This is a genomic window from Aliivibrio wodanis (assembly GCF_052920805.1).
This window is the reverse complement of the sequence record NZ_JBREXA010000002.1, coordinates 242,663-268,726: the sequence shown is the minus strand read 5'-3', so window position 1 is coordinate 268,726 and position 26,064 is coordinate 242,663. Positions and strand designations below refer to the sequence as shown.

Annotated in this window: 27 protein-coding genes; 5 read left to right on the top strand and 22 right to left on the bottom strand. The window is 39.2% G+C overall.

Annotation, left to right across the window (positions count from 1 at the left end):
• Nucleotides 1–12 precede the first annotated feature (12 nt).
• From ACU5DF_RS09170 to fabB, 3 genes are all read right to left on the bottom strand, one after another.
• On the bottom strand, nucleotides 13–1,026 hold the full coding sequence (locus ACU5DF_RS09170; protein ID WP_446712638.1) for an aspartate-semialdehyde dehydrogenase: 1,014 nt from the start codon (nucleotides 1,024–1,026) through the stop codon (nucleotides 13–15).
• Complete coding sequence (locus tag ACU5DF_RS09165) at nucleotides 1,026–2,156, bottom strand: 4-phosphoerythronate dehydrogenase (protein WP_446712637.1); 1,131 nt, start codon at nucleotides 2,154–2,156, stop codon at nucleotides 1,026–1,028. The genes ACU5DF_RS09170 and ACU5DF_RS09165 overlap by 1 nt, the downstream gene beginning before the upstream one ends.
• A gap of 293 nt (nucleotides 2,157–2,449) precedes the next feature.
• Nucleotides 2,450–3,661 carry a beta-ketoacyl-ACP synthase I gene (gene fabB / locus ACU5DF_RS09160; protein WP_446712636.1) on the bottom strand — a complete coding sequence of 404 codons (1,212 nt, stop codon included), beginning with the start codon at nucleotides 3,659–3,661 and terminating at the stop codon, nucleotides 2,450–2,452.
• Between the two features lie 120 nt (nucleotides 3,662–3,781).
• Between fabB and mnmC the strand changes: the two genes are divergently transcribed.
• Nucleotides 3,782–5,824 carry a bifunctional tRNA (5-methylaminomethyl-2-thiouridine)(34)-methyltransferase MnmC2/FAD-dependent 5-carboxymethylaminomethyl-2-thiouridine(34) oxidoreductase MnmC1 gene (gene mnmC, locus ACU5DF_RS09155; protein ID WP_446712635.1) on the top strand — a complete coding sequence of 681 codons (2,043 nt, stop codon included), beginning with the start codon at nucleotides 3,782–3,784 and terminating at the stop codon, nucleotides 5,822–5,824.
• A 129-nt stretch (nucleotides 5,825–5,953) separates the two neighbouring features.
• On the opposite strand, the gene ACU5DF_RS09150 is transcribed toward mnmC, so the two are convergent.
• Nucleotides 5,954–6,928, bottom strand: coding sequence for a lytic murein transglycosylase (locus ACU5DF_RS09150; protein WP_446712634.1), 975 nt, complete (start codon nucleotides 6,926–6,928; stop codon nucleotides 5,954–5,956).
• 2 nt (nucleotides 6,929–6,930) lie between these two features.
• Nucleotides 6,931–7,212 carry a YcgL domain-containing protein gene (locus ACU5DF_RS09145; RefSeq protein ID WP_045102487.1) on the bottom strand — a complete coding sequence of 94 codons (282 nt, stop codon included), beginning with the start codon at nucleotides 7,210–7,212 and terminating at the stop codon, nucleotides 6,931–6,933.
• Nucleotides 7,213–7,394: 182 nt separating this feature from the next.
• Here ACU5DF_RS09145 and minC point away from each other — a divergent pair, with 182 nt between their 5' ends.
• The 3 genes from minC to minE are packed head-to-tail and all read left to right on the top strand — an operon-like array spanning nucleotide 7,395 to nucleotide 9,159.
• Nucleotides 7,395–8,060: a septum site-determining protein MinC gene (minC, locus tag ACU5DF_RS09140; protein ID WP_045102488.1), complete on the top strand. Its 666-nt coding sequence runs from the start codon at nucleotides 7,395–7,397 to the stop codon at nucleotides 8,058–8,060.
• Between the two features lie 23 nt (nucleotides 8,061–8,083).
• Entirely contained in the window at nucleotides 8,084–8,896 is an 813-nt protein-coding gene (gene minD, locus ACU5DF_RS09135) for a septum site-determining protein MinD (protein WP_446712633.1), read from the top strand.
• Between the two features lie 2 nt (nucleotides 8,897–8,898).
• Entirely contained in the window at nucleotides 8,899–9,159 is a 261-nt protein-coding gene (gene minE / locus ACU5DF_RS09130; protein WP_045102490.1) for a cell division topological specificity factor MinE, read from the top strand.
• Between the two features lie 58 nt (nucleotides 9,160–9,217).
• Here minE and rnd read toward each other — a convergent pair whose 3' ends face one another.
• The 8 genes from rnd to ACU5DF_RS09090 form a co-directional block, all read right to left on the bottom strand.
• Nucleotides 9,218–10,342, bottom strand: a complete 1,125-nt coding sequence (rnd, locus tag ACU5DF_RS09125) for a ribonuclease D (protein WP_446712632.1) — start codon at nucleotides 10,340–10,342, stop codon at nucleotides 9,218–9,220.
• 142 nt (nucleotides 10,343–10,484) lie between these two features.
• Nucleotides 10,485–12,167: a long-chain-fatty-acid--CoA ligase FadD gene (fadD, locus tag ACU5DF_RS09120; protein ID WP_045102492.1), complete on the bottom strand. Its 1,683-nt coding sequence runs from the start codon at nucleotides 12,165–12,167 to the stop codon at nucleotides 10,485–10,487.
• Nucleotides 12,168–12,351: 184 nt separating this feature from the next.
• Nucleotides 12,352–13,221, bottom strand: coding sequence for an alpha/beta fold hydrolase (locus ACU5DF_RS09115; protein ID WP_446712631.1), 870 nt, complete (start codon nucleotides 13,219–13,221; stop codon nucleotides 12,352–12,354).
• Between the two features lie 6 nt (nucleotides 13,222–13,227).
• On the bottom strand, nucleotides 13,228–13,752 hold the full coding sequence (locus tag ACU5DF_RS09110) for a Slp family lipoprotein (protein WP_446712630.1): 525 nt from the start codon (nucleotides 13,750–13,752) through the stop codon (nucleotides 13,228–13,230).
• Between the two features lie 44 nt (nucleotides 13,753–13,796).
• On the bottom strand, nucleotides 13,797–14,111 hold the full coding sequence (locus ACU5DF_RS09105; RefSeq protein WP_446712629.1) for a chromosome partitioning protein ParA: 315 nt from the start codon (nucleotides 14,109–14,111) through the stop codon (nucleotides 13,797–13,799).
• Nucleotides 14,112–14,167: 56 nt separating this feature from the next.
• A complete protein-coding gene (tsaB, locus tag ACU5DF_RS09100) occupies nucleotides 14,168–14,869 on the bottom strand; it encodes a tRNA (adenosine(37)-N6)-threonylcarbamoyltransferase complex dimerization subunit type 1 TsaB (protein ID WP_446712628.1) in 702 nt (233 codons plus the stop codon).
• A gap of 7 nt (nucleotides 14,870–14,876) precedes the next feature.
• On the bottom strand, nucleotides 14,877–16,838 hold the full coding sequence (yoaA, locus tag ACU5DF_RS09095; protein WP_446712627.1) for a DNA repair helicase YoaA: 1,962 nt from the start codon (nucleotides 16,836–16,838) through the stop codon (nucleotides 14,877–14,879).
• Nucleotides 16,839–16,917: 79 nt separating this feature from the next.
• On the bottom strand, nucleotides 16,918–17,106 hold the full coding sequence (locus tag ACU5DF_RS09090; protein WP_045102497.1) for a hypothetical protein: 189 nt from the start codon (nucleotides 17,104–17,106) through the stop codon (nucleotides 16,918–16,920).
• A gap of 165 nt (nucleotides 17,107–17,271) precedes the next feature.
• Between ACU5DF_RS09090 and purU the strand changes: the two genes are divergently transcribed.
• On the top strand, nucleotides 17,272–18,105 hold the full coding sequence (gene purU, locus ACU5DF_RS09085) for a formyltetrahydrofolate deformylase (RefSeq protein WP_446712626.1): 834 nt from the start codon (nucleotides 17,272–17,274) through the stop codon (nucleotides 18,103–18,105).
• A 76-nt stretch (nucleotides 18,106–18,181) separates the two neighbouring features.
• Here the strand turns inward: purU and ACU5DF_RS09080 are convergent, their stop codons facing one another.
• The 9 genes from ACU5DF_RS09080 to ACU5DF_RS09040 all read right to left on the bottom strand — a co-directional run bounded on the left by ACU5DF_RS09080 (nucleotide 18,182) and on the right by ACU5DF_RS09040 (nucleotide 26,063).
• Nucleotides 18,182–18,979 carry an alpha/beta fold hydrolase gene (locus ACU5DF_RS09080; protein ID WP_446714214.1) on the bottom strand — a complete coding sequence of 266 codons (798 nt, stop codon included), beginning with the start codon at nucleotides 18,977–18,979 and terminating at the stop codon, nucleotides 18,182–18,184.
• Between the two features lie 128 nt (nucleotides 18,980–19,107).
• The gene (locus tag ACU5DF_RS09075) at nucleotides 19,108–19,980 is read right to left on the bottom strand and encodes a hypothetical protein (protein ID WP_446712625.1); all 873 of its coding nucleotides are present in this window, start codon (nucleotides 19,978–19,980) and stop codon (nucleotides 19,108–19,110) included.
• Nucleotides 19,977–21,119, bottom strand: a complete 1,143-nt coding sequence (locus ACU5DF_RS09070) for a beta-ketoacyl synthase N-terminal-like domain-containing protein (RefSeq protein WP_446712624.1) — start codon at nucleotides 21,117–21,119, stop codon at nucleotides 19,977–19,979. The genes ACU5DF_RS09075 and ACU5DF_RS09070 overlap by 4 nt, the downstream gene beginning before the upstream one ends.
• Nucleotides 21,120–21,124: 5 nt before the next feature.
• The gene (locus ACU5DF_RS09065) at nucleotides 21,125–21,394 is read right to left on the bottom strand and encodes an acyl carrier protein (protein ID WP_045102501.1); all 270 of its coding nucleotides are present in this window, start codon (nucleotides 21,392–21,394) and stop codon (nucleotides 21,125–21,127) included.
• Nucleotides 21,391–22,557, bottom strand: coding sequence for an ABC transporter permease (locus tag ACU5DF_RS09060; RefSeq protein ID WP_446712623.1), 1,167 nt, complete (start codon nucleotides 22,555–22,557; stop codon nucleotides 21,391–21,393). The genes ACU5DF_RS09065 and ACU5DF_RS09060 overlap by 4 nt, the downstream gene beginning before the upstream one ends.
• Nucleotides 22,550–23,473, bottom strand: coding sequence for an ABC transporter ATP-binding protein (locus ACU5DF_RS09055; RefSeq protein ID WP_446712622.1), 924 nt, complete (start codon nucleotides 23,471–23,473; stop codon nucleotides 22,550–22,552). Before ACU5DF_RS09055 ends, ACU5DF_RS09060 begins: the two co-directional genes overlap by 8 nt.
• Entirely contained in the window at nucleotides 23,473–24,489 is a 1,017-nt protein-coding gene (darH, locus tag ACU5DF_RS09050; protein WP_446712621.1) for a BtrH-related acyltransferase DarH, read from the bottom strand. Before darH ends, ACU5DF_RS09055 begins: the two co-directional genes overlap by 1 nt.
• 9 nt (nucleotides 24,490–24,498) lie before the next feature.
• On the bottom strand, nucleotides 24,499–24,915 hold the full coding sequence (locus tag ACU5DF_RS09045; protein ID WP_446712620.1) for a DarG family dialkylresorcinol biosynthesis protein: 417 nt from the start codon (nucleotides 24,913–24,915) through the stop codon (nucleotides 24,499–24,501).
• A complete protein-coding gene (locus tag ACU5DF_RS09040; protein ID WP_446712619.1) occupies nucleotides 24,915–26,063 on the bottom strand; it encodes a beta-ketoacyl-ACP synthase III in 1,149 nt (382 codons plus the stop codon). The genes ACU5DF_RS09045 and ACU5DF_RS09040 overlap by 1 nt, the downstream gene beginning before the upstream one ends.
• Nucleotide 26,064 lies beyond the last annotated feature (1 nt).

Here is a 26,064-nt window from a genome sequence, read left to right as displayed (position 1 = left end):
TAAATATATCAATTAATAATAATCACGAATTAATACTTCTGCAATTTGAACTGCGTTTGTTGCTGCACCTTTACGTACATTATCGGCAACAACCCACATATTTAACCCCATTGAGTGGCTAATATCTTCACGAATACGTGCAACCATTACATGGTCTTTACCTGTAGCGTCACTTACTTGTGTTGGGTAGTCATTACCATGGAATACTTCAATTCCATCTGTTTCTTCAAGTAAACGAGTGGCTTCTGCCGCATCAATAGGAGCACGAGTTTCAACATGAACCGCTTCAGCATGGCCATAGAATACAGGAACACGTACACATGTTGCATTAACTGTAATAGTATCATCAGCAAAAATTTTCTGCGTTTCCCACACCATTTTCATTTCTTCTTTGGTGTAGCCGTTATCCATAAACTCATCAATGTGTGGTAAGCAGTTAAATGCGATTTGCTTATCGTATGCTTTATTCTCTGCTGGTAGACCATTTAACAGCTTAGCGGTTTGACCTGCTAGCTCATCAATACCCGCTTTACCTGAACCAGATACTGATTGGTACGTTGATACGTTAATACGATCAATACCCACAGCGTCATGGATTGGCTTTAATGCAACTAACATCTGAATCGTTGAACAGTTAGGGTTCGCGATAATGTTACGGTTACGGAAATCAACAAGTGCTTCTGGATTTACTTCAGGGATCACTAATGGAATATCGTGATCGTAACGGAAGTGTGAGGTATTATCGATAACAACAACACCTGATTCAGCAGCAATTGGTGCCCATTTTGCTGAAAGTTCACCGCCAGCAGAAAATAGACCAATTTGTACTTGGCTCCAATCGAACTCTTCTACGTTTTCAACGGTTAATGTTTTACCATTAAAACGAACTGCTTTGCCTTCACTGCGCTCAGAAGCTAAAAGGTATAAATTACGTACAGGAAACTTTCGTTCTTGTAATACATTTATCATTGCTTCGCCAACGGCACCAGTTGCGCCAAGAATGGCAACATCAAATTCTTGAGTCATTAGACTTCCTCGATTGTAAATCCAAGTTGTTGTAACGGGGTAAGACCACAGTTTTTATCACCTGTGATCGTGATAGCACTGTATTCTCTTCTATCCCAATAATCTTTGCGCATTTTGTCAAATGAGCCAACTGTTGAGATTTCTGTTCTGAATATGGCATCATCTTTTCGCACATCATAGACTAACTGAATCAAATTGTGCAGTGTTGAATGATCCCATGGCTGATTTAGTGTCACATTAGGGATTGGAGCTATCGGCAATAGAGCCTGAGGATCCGCTCGTTCTGTGCGATTTAAAAACTCGCAGTAAGAATTAAAGATCATCGTCGTACCGCGTGCTTTGCCTTCTAATCCATAGCCTGCAATGTGCGGTGTAGCAAAAGACAGCAAAGGCAATAATTCCATATCAACTTGTGGTTCAAACTCAAAAACATCTAATACCGCTTTAAAACCATCTTGTTTTAATAAGCGCTGTTTTAAGGCTTGATTATCAACAACCGGTCCACGTGCAGCATTGATCACTATCTGGTCATTACGCAGTGCTGTTAATCTTTTCTCGTTCAGCAGATGATGAGTTGGAAATTCACCATCACGTGTAATCGGTGTATGAAAACTAATGACGTCTGATTTTTCTAATAATTCTTCTAATGGCACGAATGTACGGCTATCGCCTTCTTGCTCTTTTATTGGGTCATTAAGTAAGTATGGAATAGCTAATGCATCAAGACATTTAGCTAAATAAGAACCAACTTGACCTGCACCCACAATACCAAACGTTTTATCAAAAATTGAAAAGCCATGCTGTTGAGCCAATACCATGACACAGCTTAATACGTATTCTGCAACACCTACTTTATTACAGCCAGGAGCTGCCGTGAAAAATATCCCTTTTTCTTTCAATAAAATTTGATCAACATGGTCCATACCTGCTGTTGCTGTGCCTACAAATTTAAGTTTATTGGCTTTTGAGATTAGCTCAGCATTCACTTTGGTTACAGAGCGAATCATTAATGCATCAACATCAATTAAATCATCTGCTGTTAGTGTTCTTCCTGATTTAGCAACAACCTCGCCTAGCTCACTAAATAGTTCAGCAGCATAAGGCATATTTTCATCAATCAATATTTTCATTTTTTAATCAGTTATCCTTTTCGATTTATGAATTCAGTTTATCATACCAATCACAGTAAGTAAGTGTTCAGAAATAGCGCAGGAAAAATGCTTGAGAACAAGGCGGATTTTTTGATAAGTAGTTATTCTACAATCAAAAAATTAAACGCAGTTATCGAGCATTTTAACCAGCTAGGATGATCAATTATTTACTACGATTGGTATCACACACTTCCGTGATAGAAAACAGGCATAAAAAAACCCAGCCAATTAAAATGACTGGGTTTTACTATCTGTTTTTAGTGGTTACGCAATTACGCTTCGTATTTCTTAATTACTAGCGTTGCGTTTGTGCCACCAAAACCGAAGCTGTTAGACATAACTGTTGTTAGTTTTTGATCACGTTTTTCAGTAACGATATCAAGACCTTCAGCTGCAGGATCTAGTGTTGCAACGTTGATGCTTGGCGCGATAAAGCCGTGCTCTAGCATTAAAGTTGAGTAAATCGCTTCATGAACACCAGCCGCACCTAATGCGTGGCCAGTCATTGCTTTTGTTGCTGAGATTGCTGGGCTGTTCGCACCAAATACTTCTTGGATAGCGCCTAGCTCTTTTGCATCACCAACAGGTGTTGATGTACCGTGAGTGTTCACGTAATCAACGCTGTCTACGTTTTGCATTGCCATCTTCATACAACGAACTGCGCCTTCACCTGATGGTGCTACCATGTCGTAGCCATCTGATGTTGCACCGTAACCTACGATTTCACCGTAGATTTTAGCGCCACGAGCAAGTGCGTGTTCAAGTTCTTCGATAACAACCATACCGCCGCCACCAGAGATAACGAAACCGTCACGGTCTGCATCATAAGTACGAGAGGCTTTTTCTGGTGTGTCATTGTATTTCGATGATAGTGCGCCCATCGCATCAAACATCATCGTTAGAGACCAATCTAGCTCTTCACCACCACCAGCAAACATTACGTCTTGTTTACCAAGTTGGATAAGCTCTACCGCGTGACCAATACAGTGTGCAGAAGTTGCACATGCAGAACTCATTGAGTAGTTAACACCACGAATTTTAAACGGCGTTGCAAGACATGCAGAAACCGTTGACGCCATTGTACGTGGAACCATGTATGGTCCAACACGCTTAACGCCTTTTTCACGCAAGATATCTACCGCATTAACTTGGTTTAGTGATGATGCACCACCAGAACCAGCAACGATACCTGTACGGTCATTTGAAACTTGATCTTCTGTTAAGCCAGAATCTGCTACTGCTTGCTCCATTGAGATATAAGCAAATGCAGCCGCATCACCCATGAAACGCATTTTTTTGCGATCGATGTGGTCAGCAGGGTTCATTTTCAAATCGCCCCAAACATTACTGCGCAGACCCTTTTCAGCGAACTGCTCAGAGAAGTTAATTCCTGATTTACCAGCTTTCAGAGACTCTAATACTTCTTCTGCATTGTTACCGATACTTGATACAATGCCCATGCCTGTAATTACGGCTCTTTTCATGATTCTTTCCTAATAAGTCATAAATCTTGGTAGATAATAGCGAAGATAGCACAACAAAGTGGTCAGCTTTCCTATAAGTCGTTAAAATCCGACGTAGATTATCTTTAATGGTACTAATTTATGTCACGAAATCACATTTTACCACAAAACAGCATCACTAATGCAATCCTTGATTGGAATGAGTCTGGAACCCCTATCTCAAATGATTTTGATGATGTCTATTTTTCTAACGATAACGGGTTAGAAGAAACACGATATGTCTTTTTACAGCAAAATCATCTACCTCAAAGATGGCAAGAATATGACCAACGTCGCTTTGTCATTGGTGAAACTGGATTTGGCACAGGATTAAACTTCCTTGCTGTGTGGCAATGGTTTAAAACCTTTAGAGAGCAAAACCCAGACGCAGCACTTAAAGAACTTCACTTTGTCAGTTTTGAAAAATTCCCAGTGACTAAAGCCGATTTAATTAAGGCACACCAAGCGTGGCCTGAATTAGCTGAGCTCGCTGAGCAACTGCAAGAACATTACCCTGCAGCTGTGCCTGACTGTCATCGCTTAGTACTAGAAGATGGCATGATCACACTTGATCTCTGGTTTGGTGATATCAAAGACTGTATGCCACAAATTTGGATGGATGATTCAGGTGTCATCGATGCTTGGTTCTTAGACGGTTTCGCCCCGAGTAAGAACCCTGAAATGTGGAATCAAAATCTATTTAATAACATGGCAAGCCTTGCTAAAGAAGGCTGTACTTGCGCCACTTTTACAGCAGCTGGTTTTGTTCGTCGAGGCTTGATTGAAGCAGGCTTTGATATGAAAAAAGTCAAAGGCTTTGCTCATAAGCGTGAAATGATAGCTGGCACATTAACAGAACGTAAAACCAAGGCGAATCATGCGGTTTGGTATGCCCGCTCGACACCAAATAACATCGCTGATGTGGCCATTATTGGCGGCGGAGTTGCCAGTGCAGCATTAGCGACAACGCTGCTTCGTCGTGGTGTGAATGTAACCGTTTATTGTAAAGACGATAAAGCAGCCCAAGGCGCTTCTGGCAATCAACAAGGCGCGGTATATCCTTTATTAAATGAAAAATTTAACTCGCTGTCTCGCTTCTTTGCTCCTGGTTTTATCTTTGCTCGTCAATTTATCGACCAAGCCGCTAAGCATGTTAAGTTTGATCATGATTGGTGCGGTGTTACCCAACTAAAATGGGATGATAAATCGGAAAATAAGCTCAATAAAATGCTAACTGCTAATTTTCCTAATGAATTAGTTACAGCGTTTAATAAAGAGGAAACCAATCAACATGTTGGCTTACCAATCAATATGGAGAGCGTCCATTACCCTCTTGGCGGTTGGTTATGCCCAAAACAATTAACTCGTGGCCTCTTTGTTCATTTATCAGAAAATCCATTATTCACTCTGCATAATAACGCTGAAGTGACACAATTAACTCAAACGGACGATAAGCAATGGAACGTTGTTCTTGGTGAGAAAATAAATAAACATCAAGCCGTTGTGGTTGCTAATGGCCATAAATTTACTGATTTCGAACAGACAAAAGATATTCCAGCAACACCGGTTCGAGGCCAAGTGAGTCATATTTCTACAACTGACTCACTGAAAAAGCTGAAAACAGTACTGTGCTATGACGGCTATTTAACCCCTGAAAACACCAAGAATCAAAGCCATTGTATTGGTGCAAGTTACGATCGTCGTGATTTAGATTTAGCGTTTAAAGAATCAGATCAGATTGAGAATAGCGAGCGATTACAGAAATGTATACCTAATGAAGCTTGGGTGAAAGAGGCAGATACGTCTGACAATCACGCTCGTGTCGGTATTCGCTGTGCCAGTCGTGATCACCTGCCATTTCTTGGTAATGTGGTTCGCTTTGAAGATATGCAAGAAGAGTACAAATATATCTATAAAAAACGCCACTGGTTACGTGAAGCGAAAGATATTCCTGTTTATGAAGGTTTATTCTGTATGTTAACGCTGGGATCTCGTGGATTAAGTTCTGCTCCATTATTGGCTGAAACCTTAGCATCACAAATTATGGGTGACCCAATTCCATTACCAAACTCAGTGCTTGAAGGGTTACATCCAGGAAGATTGTGGGTGCGAAGATTGTTGAAAGGAAAGCCGTTGGATATTTAAGATAAAGTAAGAGCAGGGACTAGGTCGCTCGCCACCTCCATTTCAGGTTTCAGGGCGTTCGTTGTAAGCGATAAACTCACAACAAACTCCCCTGAACCCTTAGAGCGAAGCGATCTGAACCCTGCTCTGTTACTTAATAGAATCAGCCAAATGGCTCACCGCTAGCGCAAAGTAATGCGAGCGGTTCCAATCCATTAATACTTGGTAATTATTGTAAACAAGGTATGCACGACCATTTTTATCGTCTGGCTGAACTAGCCAAGCTTCTATATCAACAGAAGGTAATGCTTTACCATTTAAACGTCGAATCCCTAGATCTTGCCATTGAGATAATAATTTACCTTTTTCATCAGATAAACCTTTTAAGCTTTCAGCATCTAATGAAGTAGGTAGCTGTATTTGGCGACCCCATGTATAAGTATCATCCCAACCTACTTGTTTTAAATAGTTCGCAGCAGAAGCAAACACATCGGCCTCAGTAGTCCAGATATCTTTGCGTCCATCACCATTGCCATCGACTGCATAAGCTAAAAATGACGTTGGCATAAACTGACATTGCCCCATCGCCCCTGCCCATGAACCTTTCATGTTTTCAGGAGTAATGTGACCTTGCTGTAAAATAGTTAATGCCGCCATTGTTTGCTTTCTAAACAATGCTTCTCGGCGTCCGTCATATGCTAGAGTAGTTAACGCTTCAATCACATTATAACCACCAGTAAACTTACCAAAATTACTTTCGACACCCCATAAGGCAACAATAAAACGAGGTTGAACGCCGTATTCTTTCCCTATACGAGCAAGATCTTTATAATGTTTTTTATATAAATCGTTGGCTTGCTTAATTTTCCACTTCGGTACAGCTCGTGGAATGTACTCGTCGAGTGTTAATCTTTTTTCTGGTTGATTACGATCTGACTTAACTGCTTTTGCTTTAAAGACAATATTTTTAAATGCACGCTCAAGAATCGGTTCCGAAATCCCCTTATCTCTTGCTTCATTTTTTAATTCAACAACATAATCTTGAAATTTCCCTTCAGAAGTATTTGCTGTAACTGATGTTGCCATTATTAAGCCAGCTATCCCTAGCAGTATTTCTTTCTTCATATTTAGCTCTCGTTTCGTTGGGCTTTTTCTTGTTTGTATTTTTCAAGCTGATTTTCAGGCGGTGGCGGTAATTGCAAAAAGAAACCATCCTCTTTTATCGCCGTTTTTACTTTCTCAACATCAACAGAAGCTAAGGTTCTACCTGCTAAATTAACCACCATAACCATGGTTGGAGTACCAAACATTGTCATTAGATCTTTTGGAACTGAACTAAAGTCATCTTTTTTTTCAATGTAAAGATAAGCGCCTTGTTTCTTCGCGCTTTTATAAATAGAACAAAACATTTTATAACCTATTTTTAAAAGAGTTGATCTCTGTCCCAACTTACAACACTAAGCGATGTCTATTTGATGAGAACCGTCGTAAAAAGTACACTTAAGACAATAAGATAACTTGCTGTATAGCTAAACTGACTATAACATGGTATTAGAATTGTGGTATTAAAATAATCAAGATACAGAATGGTATGACAAAAACAGCCGATTTAAAGGGCAGTAATTTCACCCTTTCAGTATTACATTTACCTAATAATGATATAATTCAAGCACTAAGCATGCTAGAACAAAAGGTTGCTCAAGCACCTTCCTTTTTTGCTTCTGCCCCTGTTGTCGTTAATATTGAAAATGTATCTAATGAAATTAACTTTGCAGAGCTAAAGTCTGGTGTTGAGCACACCGGAATGATCCCAGTAGGGGTTACAGGCTGCAAAGACAAGAAGAAACAAGCTCAAGCAATAGCAGCAGGTTTTGCTGTGATGACCTCTTACACCCCTCAACAAGTAACACAAAAAGTCAGCATGCAACCAACGAAAGTTATTAAGACACCAATTCGTTCAGGGCAACAAGTCTATGCAAAAGATGCTGATCTTGTAATTTTAAATCATGTAAGCCCAGGCGCTGAAGTTATCGCTGATGGCAGTATACATATTCATGGAACATTACGAGGCCGAGCAATTGCTGGTGCAAGTGGTCAAACAGAAGCGAAAGTATTCTGTAAAAATCTCCAAGCTGAGCTAATTTCCATTGCGGGAAACTATTGGCTTAGTGACCAAATTGAACAAGAACATTGGCATCAAAATGTCATGATTACCATGATTGAAGACCGTATCCAAATCGATACCCTAACGTTATAGCAAAACAAAAAGGAATAATAAAAATGGCACGTATTGTCGTTGTAACTTCAGGCAAAGGCGGTGTAGGAAAAACTACGTCGAGTTCTGCTATTGCATCTGGACTTGCTTTAGCTGGTAAGAAAACAGCAGTAATCGATTTTGATATTGGTTTGCGTAACCTTGACTTAATTATGGGCTGTGAACGTCGTGTAGTTTATGATTTTGTTAATGTTATTAATGGTGAAGCTACACTTAATCAAGCATTAATTAAAGATAAGCGTGTAGGTAATTTATTCATTTTACCTGCTTCTCAGACTCGTGATAAAGACGCCCTAACTAAAGATGGTGTTCGCCGAGTTTTTGATGAACTTATTGCTATGAATTTTGACTTTATTATCTGCGATTCTCCAGCAGGTATTGAAGCTGGAGCTTTAATGGCTCTATACTTTGCCGATGAAGCAATTATTACAACCAACCCTGAAGTCTCTTCAGTTCGAGATTCTGACCGTATTCTTGGGATTTTAGATTCTAAATCTCGTCGTGCTGAAGAGTCATTAGAACCTGTGCAACAACATTTACTACTTACACGCTACTGCCCTGCTCGTGTTAATCAAGGTGAAATGTTAAGCGTTGGTGATGTTGAAGAAATTTTAAATATTCCTTTATTAGGTGTTATTCCTGAAAGTCAATCAGTACTAAACGCTTCAAACAAAGGTATCCCTGTTATTTTTGATGAAGAATCAAATGCTGGATCTGCATATCAAGATGCAGTTAATCGCCTTTTAGGCCAAGAGGTCTCATTCCGCTTTTTAGAAGAAGAGAAGAAAGGCATCTTTAAAAGACTATTTGGAGGTTAACAATGGCATTACTTGAGTTTTTTAGACCACAGAAAAAGAGCACAGCTAATATTGCAAAAGAAAGGTTACAAATCATTGTTGCCGAACGTCGTAATGGTGGGCCTGCGCCTTCCTATTTGCCACAACTGAAAGAAGACATCCTTAAAGTGATCAGCAAATACGTTAATGTTAGTCCAGAGATGGTAACGGTTTCTTTGGAACAAAAAGAAGAAGATTTATCAGTTTTAGAGTTAAATGTTACTCTTCCAGAAGATGATGTTTAATTTCGTTATGTTATTCAAAAATAAAAAGGTGGCTACGATAGCCACCTTTTTTATATCTCTAGCTCTCAGAAATCACCGACATAAAACGAGTTTCAACTAGTTCACCTCGCCAGCCTTGTAATACATCAGGTTTTTGCTCTGGATCGCAGTTCTTCTTCCATTTCCAAGACAATAATTGGTTCAACTGTTTTTTAGAAGCAATAAACTCTGGCATTAAGCCTGATTGCTCTGAGGCTAATTTCACTTCATCTTTCAATAGCTTAAAAATCTGCTTATAACCTGGGTAATCCATTAATCGAGAGATCTCTTTTGGGTATTCAGCTGGGTCTAAATCATCAGCTAAATAAGTAAAGCGTAATAGTTTGCTACCATGACGTTGAACTTCTCTTGGATCAAAGCCCTCTTTTAGCATTTGCTCTTTGCTGCGTAAGCCAAAACGCGCTAACTTCCACAAACTTAATTCATGGACTACAAAGTTAACTGCTAAATCGCGCTTTCTAGCTTCTTCTAAACGCCATTTTGCAGCCATTTTCAATATAGCTAGTTGCTTAGGGTTTAATTGCCATGCATTTTTGATGTCTCGGTATGCTTTCTCTGCATCAGGTTGCTTCTCACGTTTTTTGACCGCAAGTGCAGACTCCTGATACGCAGCGTCAGCCCACTGAGTTTGAGCTAATTCTGCTTGTAATTTTTCAAATAGTGGCAATAAATAGTGTACATCGGCAGCAGCATAGTCCAACTGCTTATCAGATAAAGGTCGAGCCATCCAATCCGTTCGAGATTCCCCTTTATCTAGGTCTACACCTAAATAATCCGACACCAACTTCGCAAAGCCTGTAGATAAACCGTAACCTAAAAATGCAGCCATAATTTGAGTGTCTATCATAGGTGTAGGCATACAACCTGCGTAGTGTTGGAATACTTCTAAATCTTCACCACAGGCATGAAGCACCTTAGTGACTGATTCATTTTTTAATAAATCCCAAAGCGGTGTTAAATCATCAATTTCAACCGGATCAACCAGTGCTAACGTTTCTCCATCAAACATTTGAATTAAGCCTAAACGCGCATATAGCGTTCTTGTTCGTACAAACTCAGTATCTAACATTAAAAATGGTTTATGACTTGCTTGTTGACAGATCTCAGCTAAACGTTGACTGTGCGTAACGATTTCAAATTCCACGGTTCTTCCTTAAGAATTAATAAGGCAAGATAGCTTAACCTCTAAAAAACTAAGCTATCTTGTCTCTATTATTTATATTTATTATAAAAATAATGCCAGCGATTATAGGCTGGCATTATCATGTTTCTATATAGTAACTAAATTATGCGTTTTCTTCTGCTTTATATTCATCTCGCAGCTCACGACGCAAAATTTTACCTACGTTTGTTTTTGGAAGATCATCTCTAAACTCAACAATACGAGGAATTTTATAACCAGTTAAATGTTTACGGCAGTGAGCAATAAGTTCATCTTTAGTAAGGCTAGGATCGCGCTTAACAACACAAATACGAACCACTTCACCTGATGTTGGGTGCGGTTTACCTACCGCTGCAACTTCTAGCACTTTACCGTGTAGAGCAACAACATCTTCAATCTCATTTGGATACACATTAAAGCCAGAGACTAAAATCATGTCTTTTTTACGATCAACAATGTGCAGGAAGCCTTCTTCATCAAATTTAACGATGTCACCTGTGCTTACCCAGCCATCATCAGTGATCATATCTTTCGTTGCTTCAGCACGGTTCCAATAGCCTTTCATCACTTGAGGGCCACGAACTTGAAGCTCACCGATTTGATCATTGGCAACGACATTGCCCTCTTCATCAACCATTCGAACTTCAGTTGATGGAACAGGTAAGCCAATAGACCCATTGTATGAGGTTAAGTTATGAGGATATGCAGCAACTAATGGCGAACATTCAGTCAAACCATAGCCTTCCAGTAAATAACAGCCAGTGTGTTGCTGCCATTTTTCAGCAACAGCACGCTGCACAGCCATACCACCACCCACAGATAAACGAAGATTACTGAAATCCAACTCATGGAAATCTTCATTATTCACTAATGCATTAAAGAGTGTGTTCACTCCAGTAATTGACGTAAATGGATATTTCTGTAGTTCTTTAATAAAACCAGGTATATCACGAGGATTAGTAATAAGTAAATTACGGCCACCCATTTCAACAAATAGTAAGCAGTTTACGGTTAATGCAAACACATGATATAGCGGTAATGCGGTAACAATAAGCTCGCGACCTTCTGTCAGAACAGGACCATAAGCTCCCTTAGCCTGCATTACATTCGCTATCATATTCCGATGAGTCAGCATTGCGCCTTTTGCTACGCCAGTAGTACCACCTGTATATTGTAGGAAAGCTAAGTCTTCACTATCAATAAATGGCTTGATGTACTGCATTCTACGGCCTTTACGTAGTGCATTACGCATTGATGTAGCATGCGGTAAGCTGTATTTGGGTACCATTTTTTTCACGTACTTAACAACGAAGTTCACAATAGTGCCTTTAGCACGAGGGAGTTGCTCACCTAAATTCGTCAAGATCACATGCTTTACTGGCGTGTTATCTACTACTTCTTCTAGCGTACTAGCAAAGTTTGAAACAATCACGATTGCCGCCGCACCAGAATCATTCAACTGATGCTCTAATTCACGTGGTGTGTAAAGTGGATTAACGTTTACCGCTACCATACCTGCACGTAGTACACCAAACAGCGCAATAGGGTATTGCAATAAGTTCGGCATCATTAAGGCAACTCGGTCGCCTTTTTTCAGTTTAAGTTCATTTTGTAAGTAAGCAGCAAAAGCACGACTGCGCTCTTCTAACTTACGAAATGTCATTACTGAACCCATATTGATAAATGCAGGCTGATCGGCATATTTATGAACCGATTGCTCAAACATATCAACCAATGAACTGTATTGGTCTGGGTTAATTTCTGCTGGTACGTCTTCTGGGTAACGTGAAAGCCAAACTTTATCCACGCTTTTCTCCTATTCTATATACGATTCATTGCTCTTTTGACAATAACTCAATAACAGTGATCAATATCACTTTTGATGAGTAGACTATTTACTCTACAAGTATAGTCAACTATTTTTATTATCAATTACTTATTCGGGGCTTATTTGACCATAAAAATGGCTTTTTTTTAAATATGTGAAGCAGTTATGTGGCTATTTTGTTAACCAGAACACTAATATAATCACTTACTTGCTCTGGATGTTCTAAGTGACAATGGTGACCACCTTCTATTTTAAAAGATTCAAAATTTGAAATATGATGATATCGATGGGTTTTCTGCTTTAGATGCCCATAACCTTCATTGCCAATGACAGCAACAACCGGACACTCTATCTTTGAAAGTAATGATAGAGCATGAACTTCACTCATTCGATAGAGTGAATCACACTTCACTTTTGCATCGGTTGTCCATTGAACTTGCTCAGATGACGCTATTAATGAACGTGTTACCATTGGTTCTATCAATAACTCAGGCAACTGGTTAACTTTCGATCTCAGTTCGACTGCTGCTTGCTTATCTTTTAATCTTCGTTGAGGTTTATTACGATACCGTTGGCGACTTAAGATCCCTTGGCGTAACCGTTCAGTGATCTTATCCTCTTCTTCACTTAATGGGCCTAATGCTTCAATCATCATAAGTGCAGACACTTTTTCAGGAAAAACAGCACAATAAGCACTCGCAATTAAAGCGCCTAATGAATGCCCAATTAACACTACATTTTCTAATTTTGTCTGAAGTATTATCTGGTGAAGATCGTCAATATAGTCAAAGAAGTGATAAAAATTATCATCTCCTTTATGGCTTGATAGCCCGTGACCAAACCAATCTATCGCGATTAAATGATGACATGGATGATGCTTTGTGTAAGCTTCCATCGTGGTTTTAAACGTGGCCGCATTATCTTGCCAGCCATGTAAAAATAATACCGTTTGATGGATCTCTTTTGGTTTAATTTCCATCACCGCTAAGGTGCCATGATGAAGTTCAATGCTTGATTCTTGAAATGGACTCATACTGTTTTATTTTACTTCCTGTACGACTTTCCCACGTCGGCTTTCAATACTACGCTGATGAATACATCGGCTACCAGTACACGGCATATAGCTCATGTTTATGTCATTACTGATTACGTACTCTTGAATTTGCCATAAGTGCAACGCTGAGGCTTTTATCACAGGGAAAGGATACAAAAACTCTCCAACATTTGACTCTTCTATTCCGGCTGACTGGCCTAAAACCGTGACTAATCGACCGACAGAGTAAGTGACAGGATCGATAAAGCCATTAAGATAGACAACAAAACGTCCATTTGGCTCTTGGGAGAGATCCGGTTTACCTGCTGAAGAGATAGGAAGGTTAACAATTTCAATACGGGTCGTGTCTTTTAGGTTATCAATACGGGCAATCACACCACCTAAACGAACTTCGGCATTGTTATCATTTTGAGCCGCATTAACGAAAGCATCATATTCAATTAACGTAGTCGCCTGAGACGAAGCTAATTCTTTAGGAAGGGAGGCTGCAGCCAGCAAGAAATAAAACACAAAGAAACAATAATGAAGATTTCATAAATATCCTTAATTTAATTTTAGATATACAGATCGACACCAACGAGCTGTGCAAGTTCCTCTCTGCGCTTTTGCAACATAATGTCCATGTACTCTTCCATCGCCTTACGATTTCCCCCTTCCGGTAAATCATATTGCAATCGAGAATTGGCATATTCAGAGGCATTAAGTTGCTTTACTTGATTAGTAACTGCTGTAGCCACTTTGGACGGCTGAGCAACCATAGCTTTACTGCCATTAGCTTTCTTAACCTGATTATTCTTTCCAACGGTTTGCTGCTTTTGTACTTTTTGATGTTGTACTAATGCAGGCGGTAATCCATGAATCGATACCATAGTGACCTTTCTTTATTAATTAATAAACGGAGCTCATCACTCCGTTGATTTAAAAGTTATTCGCGACCTGGTAGCTTTTTCCAAGTAACCGTATCACGGACATAAACAGGTGCAGATTCTTCTGCTGGCAACGCCAACCCTTGCTCAAATTTTTGTTGCGCTAAAAACGCTATGTCTTCAGCATCAGGATAAAGAACCTCAGAGGCTTTGCGTTCTAATGGTAATTCAACTAAAGCTTCCGTATACGCATCCCAACCGGTGCCTACAGTTAACCACTCACCTGATTGCTCTGGTAAATACGTTAGCAGTGCTTCTGGTTTAAATACTGACTCTGCAACGTTATAAGTCCATGTTGCATCATCATTACGTTGATACATACCAAAGTAGACCTCACCCATACGAGCATCAATAGCTGCAACCACTTGCGTAGCACCATGAACTCGGTAACCCGCTTGCGCCATTGCTTCTAATGTTGAAATACCTATCATAGGTAAATCGGCTCCAAATGCTAAACCTTGAGCAATACCGATACCGATACGAACACCAGTGAAACTGCCAGGGCCTTGACCAAATGCTAAGGCGTCTAAATCTTGTAATCGCACACCCGCTTCTTTTAATACTTCATCGACAAATGGAAGTACTTTAATCGTGTGCTCACGCGGTGCCACTGCACGTCGAGAATAGACTTTTCCGTCAAAAATCAGTGTGACAGAACAGTTTTCAGTGGCGGTATCTACCGCTAAAATATTTGCGCTCATTAATGCCTCAATTTTCTAAAATAGCTTCTTGTTTTTCTGATTCATTTTCATTGGTCTGATTGGCTTTCGCTAAAAAATCAGACACATTACGTAAATCTCGTGTGCGTGGTATCGGTGGTAAACTTTGCAAAAATGTAGAACCATAAGGCCGAGTAACCAAACGATTATCACAAATAACCAATACCCCTTTATCTTTAGTGTCTCGAATAAGACGACCCACACCTTGTTTTAAGGTGATCACCGCATCTGGGATTTGTACTTGCGAGAATGCATCACCACCACTCAATTGACAATCTTCAATTCGAGCTTTTAGCAATGGATCATCAGGTGCTGTAAAAGGAAGTTTGTCTATGATAACACAGCTTAGCGCGTCACCTCTAACATCGATACCTTCCCAAAAAGCCCCTGTAGCAACCAATAATGCATTCCCAAGTTCCATAAATTCAGACAATAGTTTTTGCTTTGTCGTTTCACCTTGAACTAGCACAGGTAAGTCGAGAGTCTGTCTAAATTGTTCCGCTAAATCTCGCATCATTTGATGTGAAGTACACAAAAAGAAGCAACGGCCATTATTTTGTTTGATTACCGGTTGTAGCAACTCAACTAACTTATCTGCAATGCCATAACTATTTGGCTCAGGCAAAAAGCGAGGAACACACAGTAATGCTTGAGTTTGATAATCAAACGGACTTGGTAAAGAAAATTGTTTTGTCGGCTCTAACCCTAAGCGTTGGGTAAAATGAGAGAAATCATCATTTACCGCTAACGTTGCAGACGTAAAAATCCAAGCGCCTTCTTTATCTGCCACTTGCTCTTTAAATTTATCAGCCACAGATAATGGCGTAATATTCAAACTAAAATGACGTGGCGTGCATTCATACCAATAAGAATAACCACCAATAGTGGTATCGCAAACACGCTCAAGACGGTTCTTCAATAAAGCACAACGATCAAAAGCCGCATCCAATAATTGACTACGTCCTAGTGCTAGCTTTAATACATCATGAGCTAGTTCAAACGCATCATTAATTCGGACAATTTCACGTTGAACCGCTTGTGATTTAATCGCTTCTCGCCAGTTACCACGGAAGTTGGTATCACCTAGGATAATACGTAAATCCATTGCAGAACCTGCTAATCGCTCTGCGACTTTTTGTAGCTGACGCATGTCTTTTGCTTCGGTGCGATAACCGATCTCAATATCTTTTGCTAATTCAGTTAACTGGCGACTAGATAGATTTTGACCAAAATATTGACTCGCGATATCTGGAAGCTGATGCGCCTCATCAAAAATGAAAATATCAGCCTCAGGTATTAACTCACCAAAGCCCGTTTCTTTAATGGCTAAATCAGCAAGAAACAGATGGTGATTTACCACCACGACATCTGCATCCATCGCTTTCTTACGTGCCTTCACTACAAAACACTCATCAAAACTTGGGCAATCTTTACCTAAACAATTGTCGTTGGTAGAGGTTATTGAAGGAATAATTGGGCTGTCTTCTGCAATTGCAGTGCAATCACCTAGATCACCCGTTTTGGTTTCAGATGACCAAGATCTTACTTTAACTAATTGAGTTAATAATTCAGGATCAGCTTGCGGTGTATGGCTTTCTACCAATTGTTGATTTAGCCGCTCAGGACATAAATAATTTGAACGCCCTTTTAATAACGCAACTTGGCCATAAAAGCCCAATGACGAAGTCATGAGGGGAAGATCACGATGAAAAAGTTGTTCTTGTAGGTTTTTAGACCCAGTGCTAATAATGGTTTTTTTACCACTAACTAATGCTGGAGCAAGGTATGCAAAGGTTTTTCCTGTCCCTGTCCCAGCCTCTACAACTAACTGGGTGCCATTCTTAATTGTGTCATAAACGGCATGAGCCATATCAAGCTGAGGTTGACGAGGTTGGAAACCAGGAATAGCTTTACCTAACGCGCCTGAAGAAGAAAAAATCTTGGCAATCATGTCAACCTGCATTCTAGTGATAAAAATAAGGTGAGATTATGCCAAGATTTTAGAAAAAACCAAATATTAAGTTTAGGTATTACTTATTTATATATCGGTTCAACCATGCACTCTGGATCGGAGAACTCAGCTCTTTTGCGGCATCACATGGAGATGTATGGTTTTCAAATAAATTACATAGCTTACTGTCGTCTAAGTCATCTAGAGGCATTCTCATAATTGAAGCGACACGTTCTTTATAAAGCTTACTAGCTAATGTGTTATCCATAATTTTTATCCTTAAAATGTAGAGAACAAAAGAAAGTTATACCTCTGCAATGTTCTATTATTTTAATTCTATTTTAATAAAACTGCTTTACGAGCCATTCTTTTATAGGTACAACCATAGGTATAACAAATTTTAATCAAATACTTTGTGATCACGAGAGATAAAATGGAAAAGAAAATATTATTAACGGATTGCCCTGATTCTCGTGGGCTAATTGCGAAAATAACCAACATTTGTTACAAGCATCAATTGAACATAGTTCACAATAATGAGTATGTTGATAATGTCACTGGTCAATTCTTTATGAGAACGGAGCTAGAAGGTATTTTCAATGATGAAACCTTCTTACTAGACATTGATCAAGCTTTACCAGCAGGCAGTCACCGTAAATTAGTCACTGAACCATGCAAAAAAGTGGTTATTCTAGTAACTAAAGAGGCACACTGTATTGGCGACATTTTAATCAAAGCCTATTCAGGTGCAATGAATATTGAGATTGCCGCAGTAATAGGTAACCACGATACCTTGGGTGGATTAATCGAAAAATTCGACATTCCATTCCATCATGTTTGTTATCAAGGCTTATCACGTGAAGAGCACGAAGAAAAAATGCTGGATGTGATTAACTCATACCAACCTGAATATGTTGTATTAGCAAAGTACATGCGCGTATTAACCGCTAACTTTGTTGCCCAGTTTCCTAAAAAAATCATCAACATTCATCACAGCTTCTTACCGGCTTTTATTGGTGCAAAACCTTACCAACAAGCTTACGATCGTGGCGTGAAAATTATTGGGGCAACAGCCCATTTTGTAACTAATGATTTAGATGAAGGCCCAATCATTAAGCAAGATGTTATTCCTGTTGATCATAACTTCAGTGCTGAAGACATGGCGATGGCCGGCCGTGATGTGGAGAAATCAGTATTAAGTAAGGCGTTAACTAAAGTCTTAAATGATCACGTATTTGTATATGGTAACAAAACCGTCATTCTTTAATTCAGAACATGAGTTAACGGATATAAAAACGGCGATCATGATGATCGCCGTTTTCCATTCAATTCTTATGTTTTTTCTATTGAGCAGCAATAAACTCTATCGCGTGTTTATTGAATTCTTTTGGTCTATCTATATTACATACATGACCACATTCTGGGATCTGTAATAACTGACTGTATTTATGCACTGCGACCATTTCTTCGACTGGTTTCATAAATAAATAATCATTGGCTCCCATCACATACAGTGTGGGAATAGCTAACTCTTTATCTTTAAAATAGCGCATCAGTGGGTTCACATCAGCGGCTAATTTAAACCAACGTTTGAATTCTTTCTGGCACAGTTTTTTTGCTTCACGAGTAAAAATATGACGTGATTCTTTTTGGCTTTTCTGTGGCATAACCACATAAGAGAAAAGTTTATATAGCCACATATAAGGCATGATATTTTTCGTCATATCTCCCATCTTAATTAAAAATTGAGATCGAAAATTAAAACGAGTAATTGCCCCCGCCAACACCATAGAACTTACTCTATCTTGTGCTAACTCGGCTAAATTACGAATAATGATGGTGCCTAAAGACATCCCAACAAAATGCGCAGATTTAATATTAAGATGATCAAGCACATCAATAATATCTTGGCTTACCACTTTAAAAGAGTATTGCTTGTTCATGAATTCTTTAATTTTCGAGAAATTATTCGAACGTCCATGACCACGTAGATCAATTAGCAGAACATTAAAATTCTTCCTAAAAGCAGCTACTTGCTTAAACCATGTTGTCGAACTTCCACCCGCACCATGAACAAAAACAACCCACTTAGAGCTTGATTCATGTTCATAAGCTCTGTGGAATAATAAAGAATCAGACATCCATTCAACTTTCATAAAAAATATACATTGCGATGACTATATCACTTCAAGACAGCAATGAATATACATCACCTCATTTCCTGTCGTTGAGCTAACAAGATAAAATAAAGCCATACTAACTTATTGATTTATAGCTCTAAGGTTAGGGTTATTACTCTATATCGCCCCTCAAAGCCATCAATGAACAGTAAGCTACCTTGTTGCTCTTCTATAAATAGATTCAAAGCATAAAATTGATTGGTTTCGTAGAAATCACAAACAGGTTGGCAGTCAAATATCTCACTAGGCACAACGTCCGTAACACAAGTTATTAGATCATTTGAAACTCGTTGACCAAATGCGACATGTGTTGCAAAGAAGGCTTGAGTCGTTAATAAGGAAGTCACATATGCCAGTAACGATTGTTGGTCAAACTGTTGAGGTAATACATCAATTTTTGCTTTAGCGCCATTCTTACTCGCACTCAACAACATCCAATTTGATCCCTCGCCTATCTCCGTATCTTCTGAAAGATCTAAATAACCATGGGGATCATTGGATTGCTCTACTCGCTCATCTACCCCTCCCAACAATATACTCTTTTCTTGTTGGCTTTTTAGGCTCGCATCAGCGAGTAGCAACGCATTTTCAACCACAAATCCTTGCTGCGCTAGGTTTAGGTTTTTGCTCTCAAGACCTAAAAATTTTGCAATATAAAATCCAGAAGTATTACTTAATGAATTAATAAAATCGACTGGTTTAGGCGGGACTTCTTCCACATAACGCTGCTGACACAATCGATTAAATACAGATAAGTTTCCCTGACCAGAGACCATAAACAGCGCGGTATCTTTATCTACTTCTTGCTGTTCTTTAATACCAGAGACACCTAATAAACCGAGTTGAATAAAACGACCTGTTCGACGAATAAAACTGGGGGCTACTTTTTTACATTCTGCTTTTACATCAATATCTTGGTCTTGTTTAATATTCACACTAGAAACGCAATGCACATACATCATACAATGTCCTTCTTCACAACAAGTGCATTATTGTTACCACCAAAACCAAAGCAGTTCAGTAAAAATACCCCAGAGTCACACGGAATACTTTCTTGTGTTGGAGTCCAGTTAATCTCATCGTCTTGCATTTCAAAGTTTGGCGTTTTAGGTATGAATCCATCATTAATAGCCTGCATCATGATCACCAACTCACTCACGCCACAGCTACCTAACGTGTGCCCAATATACGGCTTTAATGAAAAAAAGGAGGGGGTTTGAGAGAACACCTGTTTCATACCATTAATCTCAGCTAAATCACTTAGATTACTTGCTGTTCCGTGTGCCTTTACAGCAGTGATATCCTCTTCATCCACGTTACTGGCTTGCAGTGCATTCTTAATCACTTGAGCTATACCAGAACCATCAGGATTTACGCCTGTCACACTGTGTGTTTCACATTGGCTACTGCCACCACAAAACTGCCAAGGTGACAATTTGACATCATCACGACTCATTAATAATGCACCTAAGGATTCTCCCAATAGCAATCCATCTCTGTTAGCATCAAAAGGCTTGGTCTGTTGTTGAGCCAATAATTGCATTGATACAAACCCCTCAAAAGAGTGAGAGGCGAACATTTCCATACCAATGACCAGTGCATAATCAATAACACCCGCTTCCAGCATCGTTGCGGCATCTAAAATAGCATTAGAACTCGACGTACAAGCGGTGTTGTAAGTTAAACTAAATGGATTTAAATCAAACTCAGCCGTTAATCTATCTGCATATACACCGTTTCCGACTCTGCCACCTGAAAACTGAGGAGAATGATTTTCTTTAATACTGATACCAAGTGGGTGCATTAGAGATAGGTCATTGGCGGCACCCCCTAAAAACAGACCACAACGTTGGCGATCTTGCTCTGATATATTGTGCAGTTCAAACAAGGTGCTGATCAATTTGTTCAAATAGGGGATAGGATCAAACAGTTCTTCAAAATCACCATTATTCTGAATCGCGTAATAAGGCAACGTTTTGATCTGCTCAAATACATTTACTGATTTATCAACAGTCAGGTATTCGCCCGCTTTCATTAAATCCAATTGTTGTGCTTTATTGCCAAGTGCACTTAACACTTCGCCACCAAGTATCGTAATCATCACTATTATTCTGGTTGTAGGTGATCAGCAAGGTGGTTAATCGTCGTGACAATACGGCGAAACTCTTTTGGGTCCACCAAACGTAAATTAAAATGACGCTGCAATAACATCGAAATTTGCAATCCATCTACTGAATCTAACTCTAAACCACTCTCATCAGAAAATAGCTCTACGTCATCTGCCAATTCATCTGCTGCGATTTCTTCTCTGTCACACTCTTCAAGGATCATATTTTTAAGTTTGATTTTGAATTCTGTATCTAACGACCCTTTCATGAACTTTTCCTTTGTTTATAAGTAAATACAATACTGGCAATCAATAATGAAACCACACCAAATAACGTTAATGCCATGGCTTCATTAAGCACATCCATCACGCTTCCTCGACGTAAGAAAATATCTAAAAAGCCTTCTAATCCCCAAGACATCGGAGAAATATTAGAGAAGGTTTGCATCGCTTCTGGCATCACAAACTTAGGTACCATGACACCACCAATCGCCCCTAATAAAATATTAATAATGCCGCCAATCGTCGTTGCTTGTTCAATGCTATCGACCACGGTTGCAATCAAAATAGATAAGCCAATTGCCGACAAACTGAGTGATAATGAGACTAATACCAAACCAAAAACCGAACCGCCAATCGTTAATGGCGCAGCGCCAAATAGAGGAACGATATACATACCAACACCAATCATTAACCATACTTGCACTTGATTTATCAGCATATACGGTAATATTTTCCCACCAAACAACGCAGCTAAACTAAGATTCATGGTGCTTAAACGCATTAATGTATTTTGTTTTCGTTCACTAATGAAAATGGTCGACATGGGGATAATGACAAAGAACAGGCCAAACACGATCCATGAAGGCACACTTTGTTGAGTCGAGGTCGGTTTTTCATCTTGGGATAACTTGGCATATTGGACTTCCATTAATGACGCTTCATTAAAAGAATTATCAGTACTGTCATCATCTAAAAAATCAAAACTGTCTTGGTTGGCTGAATTCACTTCATCAAGTTTGTTTCCCATCCAACTCAGCGCTATTTGGTTCTTGAAAATGGTAAGTAAAGAGGGAGAAGTATCTGCTGCAACGCTGATCTGTAGTGGCAATTCGTTTTGATAAAACCCTTCAGGAATATCAATAATAAACTGCACCCCCTCTTCTTCAGGTGAACGATACTCATCAGACGTTAATTCATGCAGTGTTAATGTCGGCAGTGAAGAGAGCTTATTTATTAACGATTCACTGCTGCTGCTTTGATCGTTATCAATCACCGCATAAGTCATTAATGATTTATCTTCATTCATCACATCTTTAAGGGCCAATGACATGATCAAGATAAACACCGCAGGCATAATAAACAACGCAGCTAACGCGTGTTTATCTCGGCCTACCAATAAGAATTCTTTTATCAACATGGCTTTAAACATCGGTTCTTCCTTTTGATGTTAGGTTGATAAACAGAGATTCAAGTGTGGTTGCACCATAGCGGATTTGTTTCACTTTGATGTGCTGTTGTTCTAATTCACTGATCACTTGAGCAACCAATTCACTGCTTGAATGCTCTAACAATAAGGTTGTCGCATCAACTGCACTCACAGCCTCCATATTCATGATAGAAAGAGGTAGCTGTACTGATGAGTGAGCATAAAGCTCTACAATCACTTGCTGACTCTCTTGATTATTAATCAATGAGGATATAGAGCCTTGCTTAACGATTTGACCCTCATTCATGATTGCCACGTCATCACAGATTTTTTCTATCTCTGGCATATAGTGAGATGTATAAATCACGGTTTTATTATCTGACTTATAGGCCTTAATTGTATCTAAAATTTCATTACGAGATTCAGGATCAATCCCCACTGTCGGCTCATCAAAAAACAGAACATCAGGGTTATTCAACAAACCAATCGCGATATTTAAACGACGTTTTTGACCGCCAGATAGGGTTGATGATTTTTGATCCATCATGGCTGCAAGGCGATTAGTTTCTACCGCATACGCTAAATTACCTTTTAAGGTTTTGCCTTTTATTTTTTGCACACCAGCAAAGAAGTTTAAGTTCTCTTTTACACTTAAATTTTCATAAAAGGCCAAGCTTTGAGGGATTAAAGAACAGCGCTGACGAATAGTATTTAGATTCTTTTTTAACGGTAAATCAAAAAAAGAAACCTCTCCAGAATCAAACGACACTAAGCCATTTAAAATGGAGATCAGCGTGGTTTTTCCTGCCCCATTAGGACCGAGCAAACCATAAATACTATTTGAGGGAATGGAGAGCGTTAAGTTATCTAACGCTTTCTTGTTACCATAGGATTTATTTAACCCACTAATTTTGATCATTAAAACGCTCGCATTAATGATAAGTACAACTGCTTTTCTTGCTCGGCAACTGATTCTAATTTTTCGGCAATAACATTAAATTCAATGGCTTTTTTATTTCGAGGGCGGATCGCTTTTGCTATTAATAATGCAAATTCACGCCATTCATCACCAATAGCCGTCATCTCAATAGAAGCGGCTTTTAGCTTTTCGTTTTTGATTAATTCTGACGCTTCTTGTAAAAAAGAGGCGTAGATATAACGAAAACCTGCACCACCTGTACCAATCTCTTCTTGCATACGAATGATATGACCTAAAAATAGCTTGGCATAATGCTCATCTTTATTTTCTAATTGGCGAATATGTTTTGCTAGAAAATGCATCCCTTTTAAGCCAGCAATCGGGACTGGGGTTTTAAGCATCGTTTTAGCTGTTTTCTTAATGCTTTTCTCAATCACGCTAGGATAATCAATCGAACTTGGAATATGCGTTGGATAATATAAAGACCCTTTTGGTGCCATTACACCTTTAACAAAACGGGCTTTTTGTAGCGCCTTCTCTTCGGCTTCAACCAAATGTTCAAAGACAGGATCACTGATTTGATATGTTTTATCTTTTTTATCAACAACAATAAGGTTATGAGCATTAAAATGAAAACGCATCTCTTCTGGAAAATACGGCAACCAGAATACAGACGTTTGTGCACCTACGATCTTACCCTGTTCAAGTAATTCATCTAATCGCTTCGTACCTTGCTCTGGTTTTGAAAATTTCTCTAATTTCATCTTCAAACCGATGCTTTTTTGTAATCCTTTCATAATGGATTTTGGCATCGAACGATAGGCAATCAATGGCATACCACTGAGTTTTACAAATGGGAGATAAGCAAACACTAAAGCGCTTGATAAACCAAACACCATTGGCTCAGATAATGGCAAGCCATGATGAGTAAGCATCGAAGACATGACACCACTCTCGCAGTGTGCATAGTGTTTATGTTGAAACTGAGTATTCTGTTTTTTCAAGATAGTGGTCATAAACACGCTTTATTTATTTTTATTCGAAAGGTTAGGTAATTTAGTTAATTGCTTAACTGAAACACCTAATGCATCACTGTAGGCCGAAAGCTTAGCGGGTGATAATTTAGCAAACACCGATGGTGAAAAATGACGTTTGACTCGCCATTGAAACCAACCTACAGATTGCGCTAACACCATTAAATCCATACGTTGAGCAAACATATGATAATACAAAGAGGACTTTTCCCCTTTTCTTGCCAACTCATACGCTTCAAGGGCTTGGCGTTCAAACTCATTTAAGGCTTGTTTTGTGACTTCTTCTTCTACTTCCCAACCGGTAGACGCGACCACTGAATATTCACCATTTTCATCGGTGGCATACACGGCTTTTGCGTTATTGGCATAAGTAGAAATATTATCTTGTGGTACTTTTTTCGCTTCCATTAGACCACCTTCAATTGCATAAAGGCGGTAGAGAATCGACCACTTTCAGGCACATAACACAATAATGTATCACCTACTTTTAAGTCACCTGAATGAAATAGCTCTTCTAGCATGATATAGATAGATGCTGAACCTGTATTACCTTTGCTTGGCAAGTTAGTAAACCAGCGATCTTGTGGAATATCACACCCTGCTTCTAGCATGCCTTGGTATAGGCGATCTCGGAAATAACCTGATGAGTAATGAGGCACAAAATACGTTATTTCATCGGCCTTCACTTTACCCTGCTCGACTAGCTCTTTTAATGGCTTAGTCACAGTGTATTCAACAATATTATCGTTCAGTTGTTTTACATCTTGCTTAACTGAAAAGATTGATTGATCTAACCACTCTTGAGATCCATATTCACGCCAGCCTTTTAAGCTGCCATCTGCTTGTTTTTCAGCACCTGCATACATACAAGCATCAAGCTCGTTAGCGTATGATTTTTGCATCATCCATTCAATTTCAAGAGAGATTGAATCGGGATTAGGTTGAGAGGTTAATAGTGCAGCCCCTGCGCCATCGCTTAACATCCAACGTAAAAAGTCTTTTTCAAAGGCAATTTCTGGCTGACGCTCTAATTCATCCACCACATTTTCAATTTCAGCTTCAAACTTATTGGCTCTCATCATCGCTGATGCATTTTCAGATCCTGTCACTACCGCATTACTGCTTTGACCACTCAAAATCGACATATAACCATATTTTAATGACATAGTGCCTGACAAACAGATGCCTGATGTCGCAATCACTTCACAGCTAGGGATGCCAAGCTCACCATGTACCATTAGGGCATGATTTGGTAAAATTTGATCCGCAATCGTCGTACCACAAGCTAACAATTCGGTAGTATTAATATCAAAGGAAGGTGACGATAATTTTCTAATTGCTTCTGCTGTAAGTTCAGTATTCGTGTGTGTCGTTTCACCTGTTGCAGGATTAATTGCATAATAGCGCTGCTTAATTTTGTTGGATCGCAAAATGAGGTTTTTTGCACGAGAGGGACGCGAACCAACTTGTCCAAGAACGTTTTCGATTTCTTTATTACCAACGGCATCATTCGGCAAAAAAGCCTGAATGTCATTGATATATACTTTTTTATTCATT

Coding starts and splice junctions, on each gene's coding strand:
- ACU5DF_RS09170 (WP_446712638.1), bottom strand. CDS start 1,026: ATGACTCAAGAATTTGATGTTGCCATTCTTGGCGCAACTGGTGCCGTT.
- ACU5DF_RS09165 (WP_446712637.1), bottom strand. CDS start 2,156: ATGAAAATATTGATTGATGAAAATATGCCTTATGCTGCTGAACTATTT.
- fabB (WP_446712636.1), bottom strand. CDS start 3,661: ATGAAAAGAGCCGTAATTACAGGCATGGGCATTGTATCAAGTATCGGT.
- mnmC (WP_446712635.1), top strand. CDS start 3,782: ATGTCACGAAATCACATTTTACCACAAAACAGCATCACTAATGCAATC.
- ACU5DF_RS09150 (WP_446712634.1), bottom strand. CDS start 6,928: ATGAAGAAAGAAATACTGCTAGGGATAGCTGGCTTAATAATGGCAACA.
- ACU5DF_RS09145 (WP_045102487.1), bottom strand. CDS start 7,212: ATGTTTTGTTCTATTTATAAAAGCGCGAAGAAACAAGGCGCTTATCTT.
- minC (WP_045102488.1), top strand. CDS start 7,395: ATGACAAAAACAGCCGATTTAAAGGGCAGTAATTTCACCCTTTCAGTA.
- minD (WP_446712633.1), top strand. CDS start 8,084: ATGGCACGTATTGTCGTTGTAACTTCAGGCAAAGGCGGTGTAGGAAAA.
- minE (WP_045102490.1), top strand. CDS start 8,899: ATGGCATTACTTGAGTTTTTTAGACCACAGAAAAAGAGCACAGCTAAT.
- ACU5DF_RS09115 (WP_446712631.1), bottom strand. CDS start 13,221: ATGAGTCCATTTCAAGAATCAAGCATTGAACTTCATCATGGCACCTTA.
- ACU5DF_RS09105 (WP_446712629.1), bottom strand. CDS start 14,111: ATGGTATCGATTCATGGATTACCGCCTGCATTAGTACAACATCAAAAA.
- tsaB (WP_446712628.1), bottom strand. CDS start 14,869: ATGAGCGCAAATATTTTAGCGGTAGATACCGCCACTGAAAACTGTTCT.
- yoaA (WP_446712627.1), bottom strand. CDS start 16,838: ATGATTGCCAAGATTTTTTCTTCTTCAGGCGCGTTAGGTAAAGCTATT.
- ACU5DF_RS09090 (WP_045102497.1), bottom strand. CDS start 17,106: ATGGATAACACATTAGCTAGTAAGCTTTATAAAGAACGTGTCGCTTCA.
- purU (WP_446712626.1), top strand. CDS start 17,272: ATGGAAAAGAAAATATTATTAACGGATTGCCCTGATTCTCGTGGGCTA.
- ACU5DF_RS09080 (WP_446714214.1), bottom strand. CDS start 18,979: ATGTCTGATTCTTTATTATTCCACAGAGCTTATGAACATGAATCAAGC.
- ACU5DF_RS09075 (WP_446712625.1), bottom strand. CDS start 19,980: ATGATGTATGTGCATTGCGTTTCTAGTGTGAATATTAAACAAGACCAA.
- ACU5DF_RS09070 (WP_446712624.1), bottom strand. CDS start 21,119: ATGATTACGATACTTGGTGGCGAAGTGTTAAGTGCACTTGGCAATAAA.
- ACU5DF_RS09065 (WP_045102501.1), bottom strand. CDS start 21,394: ATGAAAGGGTCGTTAGATACAGAATTCAAAATCAAACTTAAAAATATG.
- ACU5DF_RS09060 (WP_446712623.1), bottom strand. CDS start 22,557: ATGTTTAAAGCCATGTTGATAAAAGAATTCTTATTGGTAGGCCGAGAT.
- ACU5DF_RS09055 (WP_446712622.1), bottom strand. CDS start 23,473: ATGATCAAAATTAGTGGGTTAAATAAATCCTATGGTAACAAGAAAGCG.
- darH (WP_446712621.1), bottom strand. CDS start 24,489: ATGACCACTATCTTGAAAAAACAGAATACTCAGTTTCAACATAAACAC.
- ACU5DF_RS09045 (WP_446712620.1), bottom strand. CDS start 24,915: ATGGAAGCGAAAAAAGTACCACAAGATAATATTTCTACTTATGCCAAT.
- ACU5DF_RS09040 (WP_446712619.1), bottom strand. CDS start 26,063: ATGAATAAAAAAGTATATATCAATGACATTCAGGCTTTTTTGCCGAAT.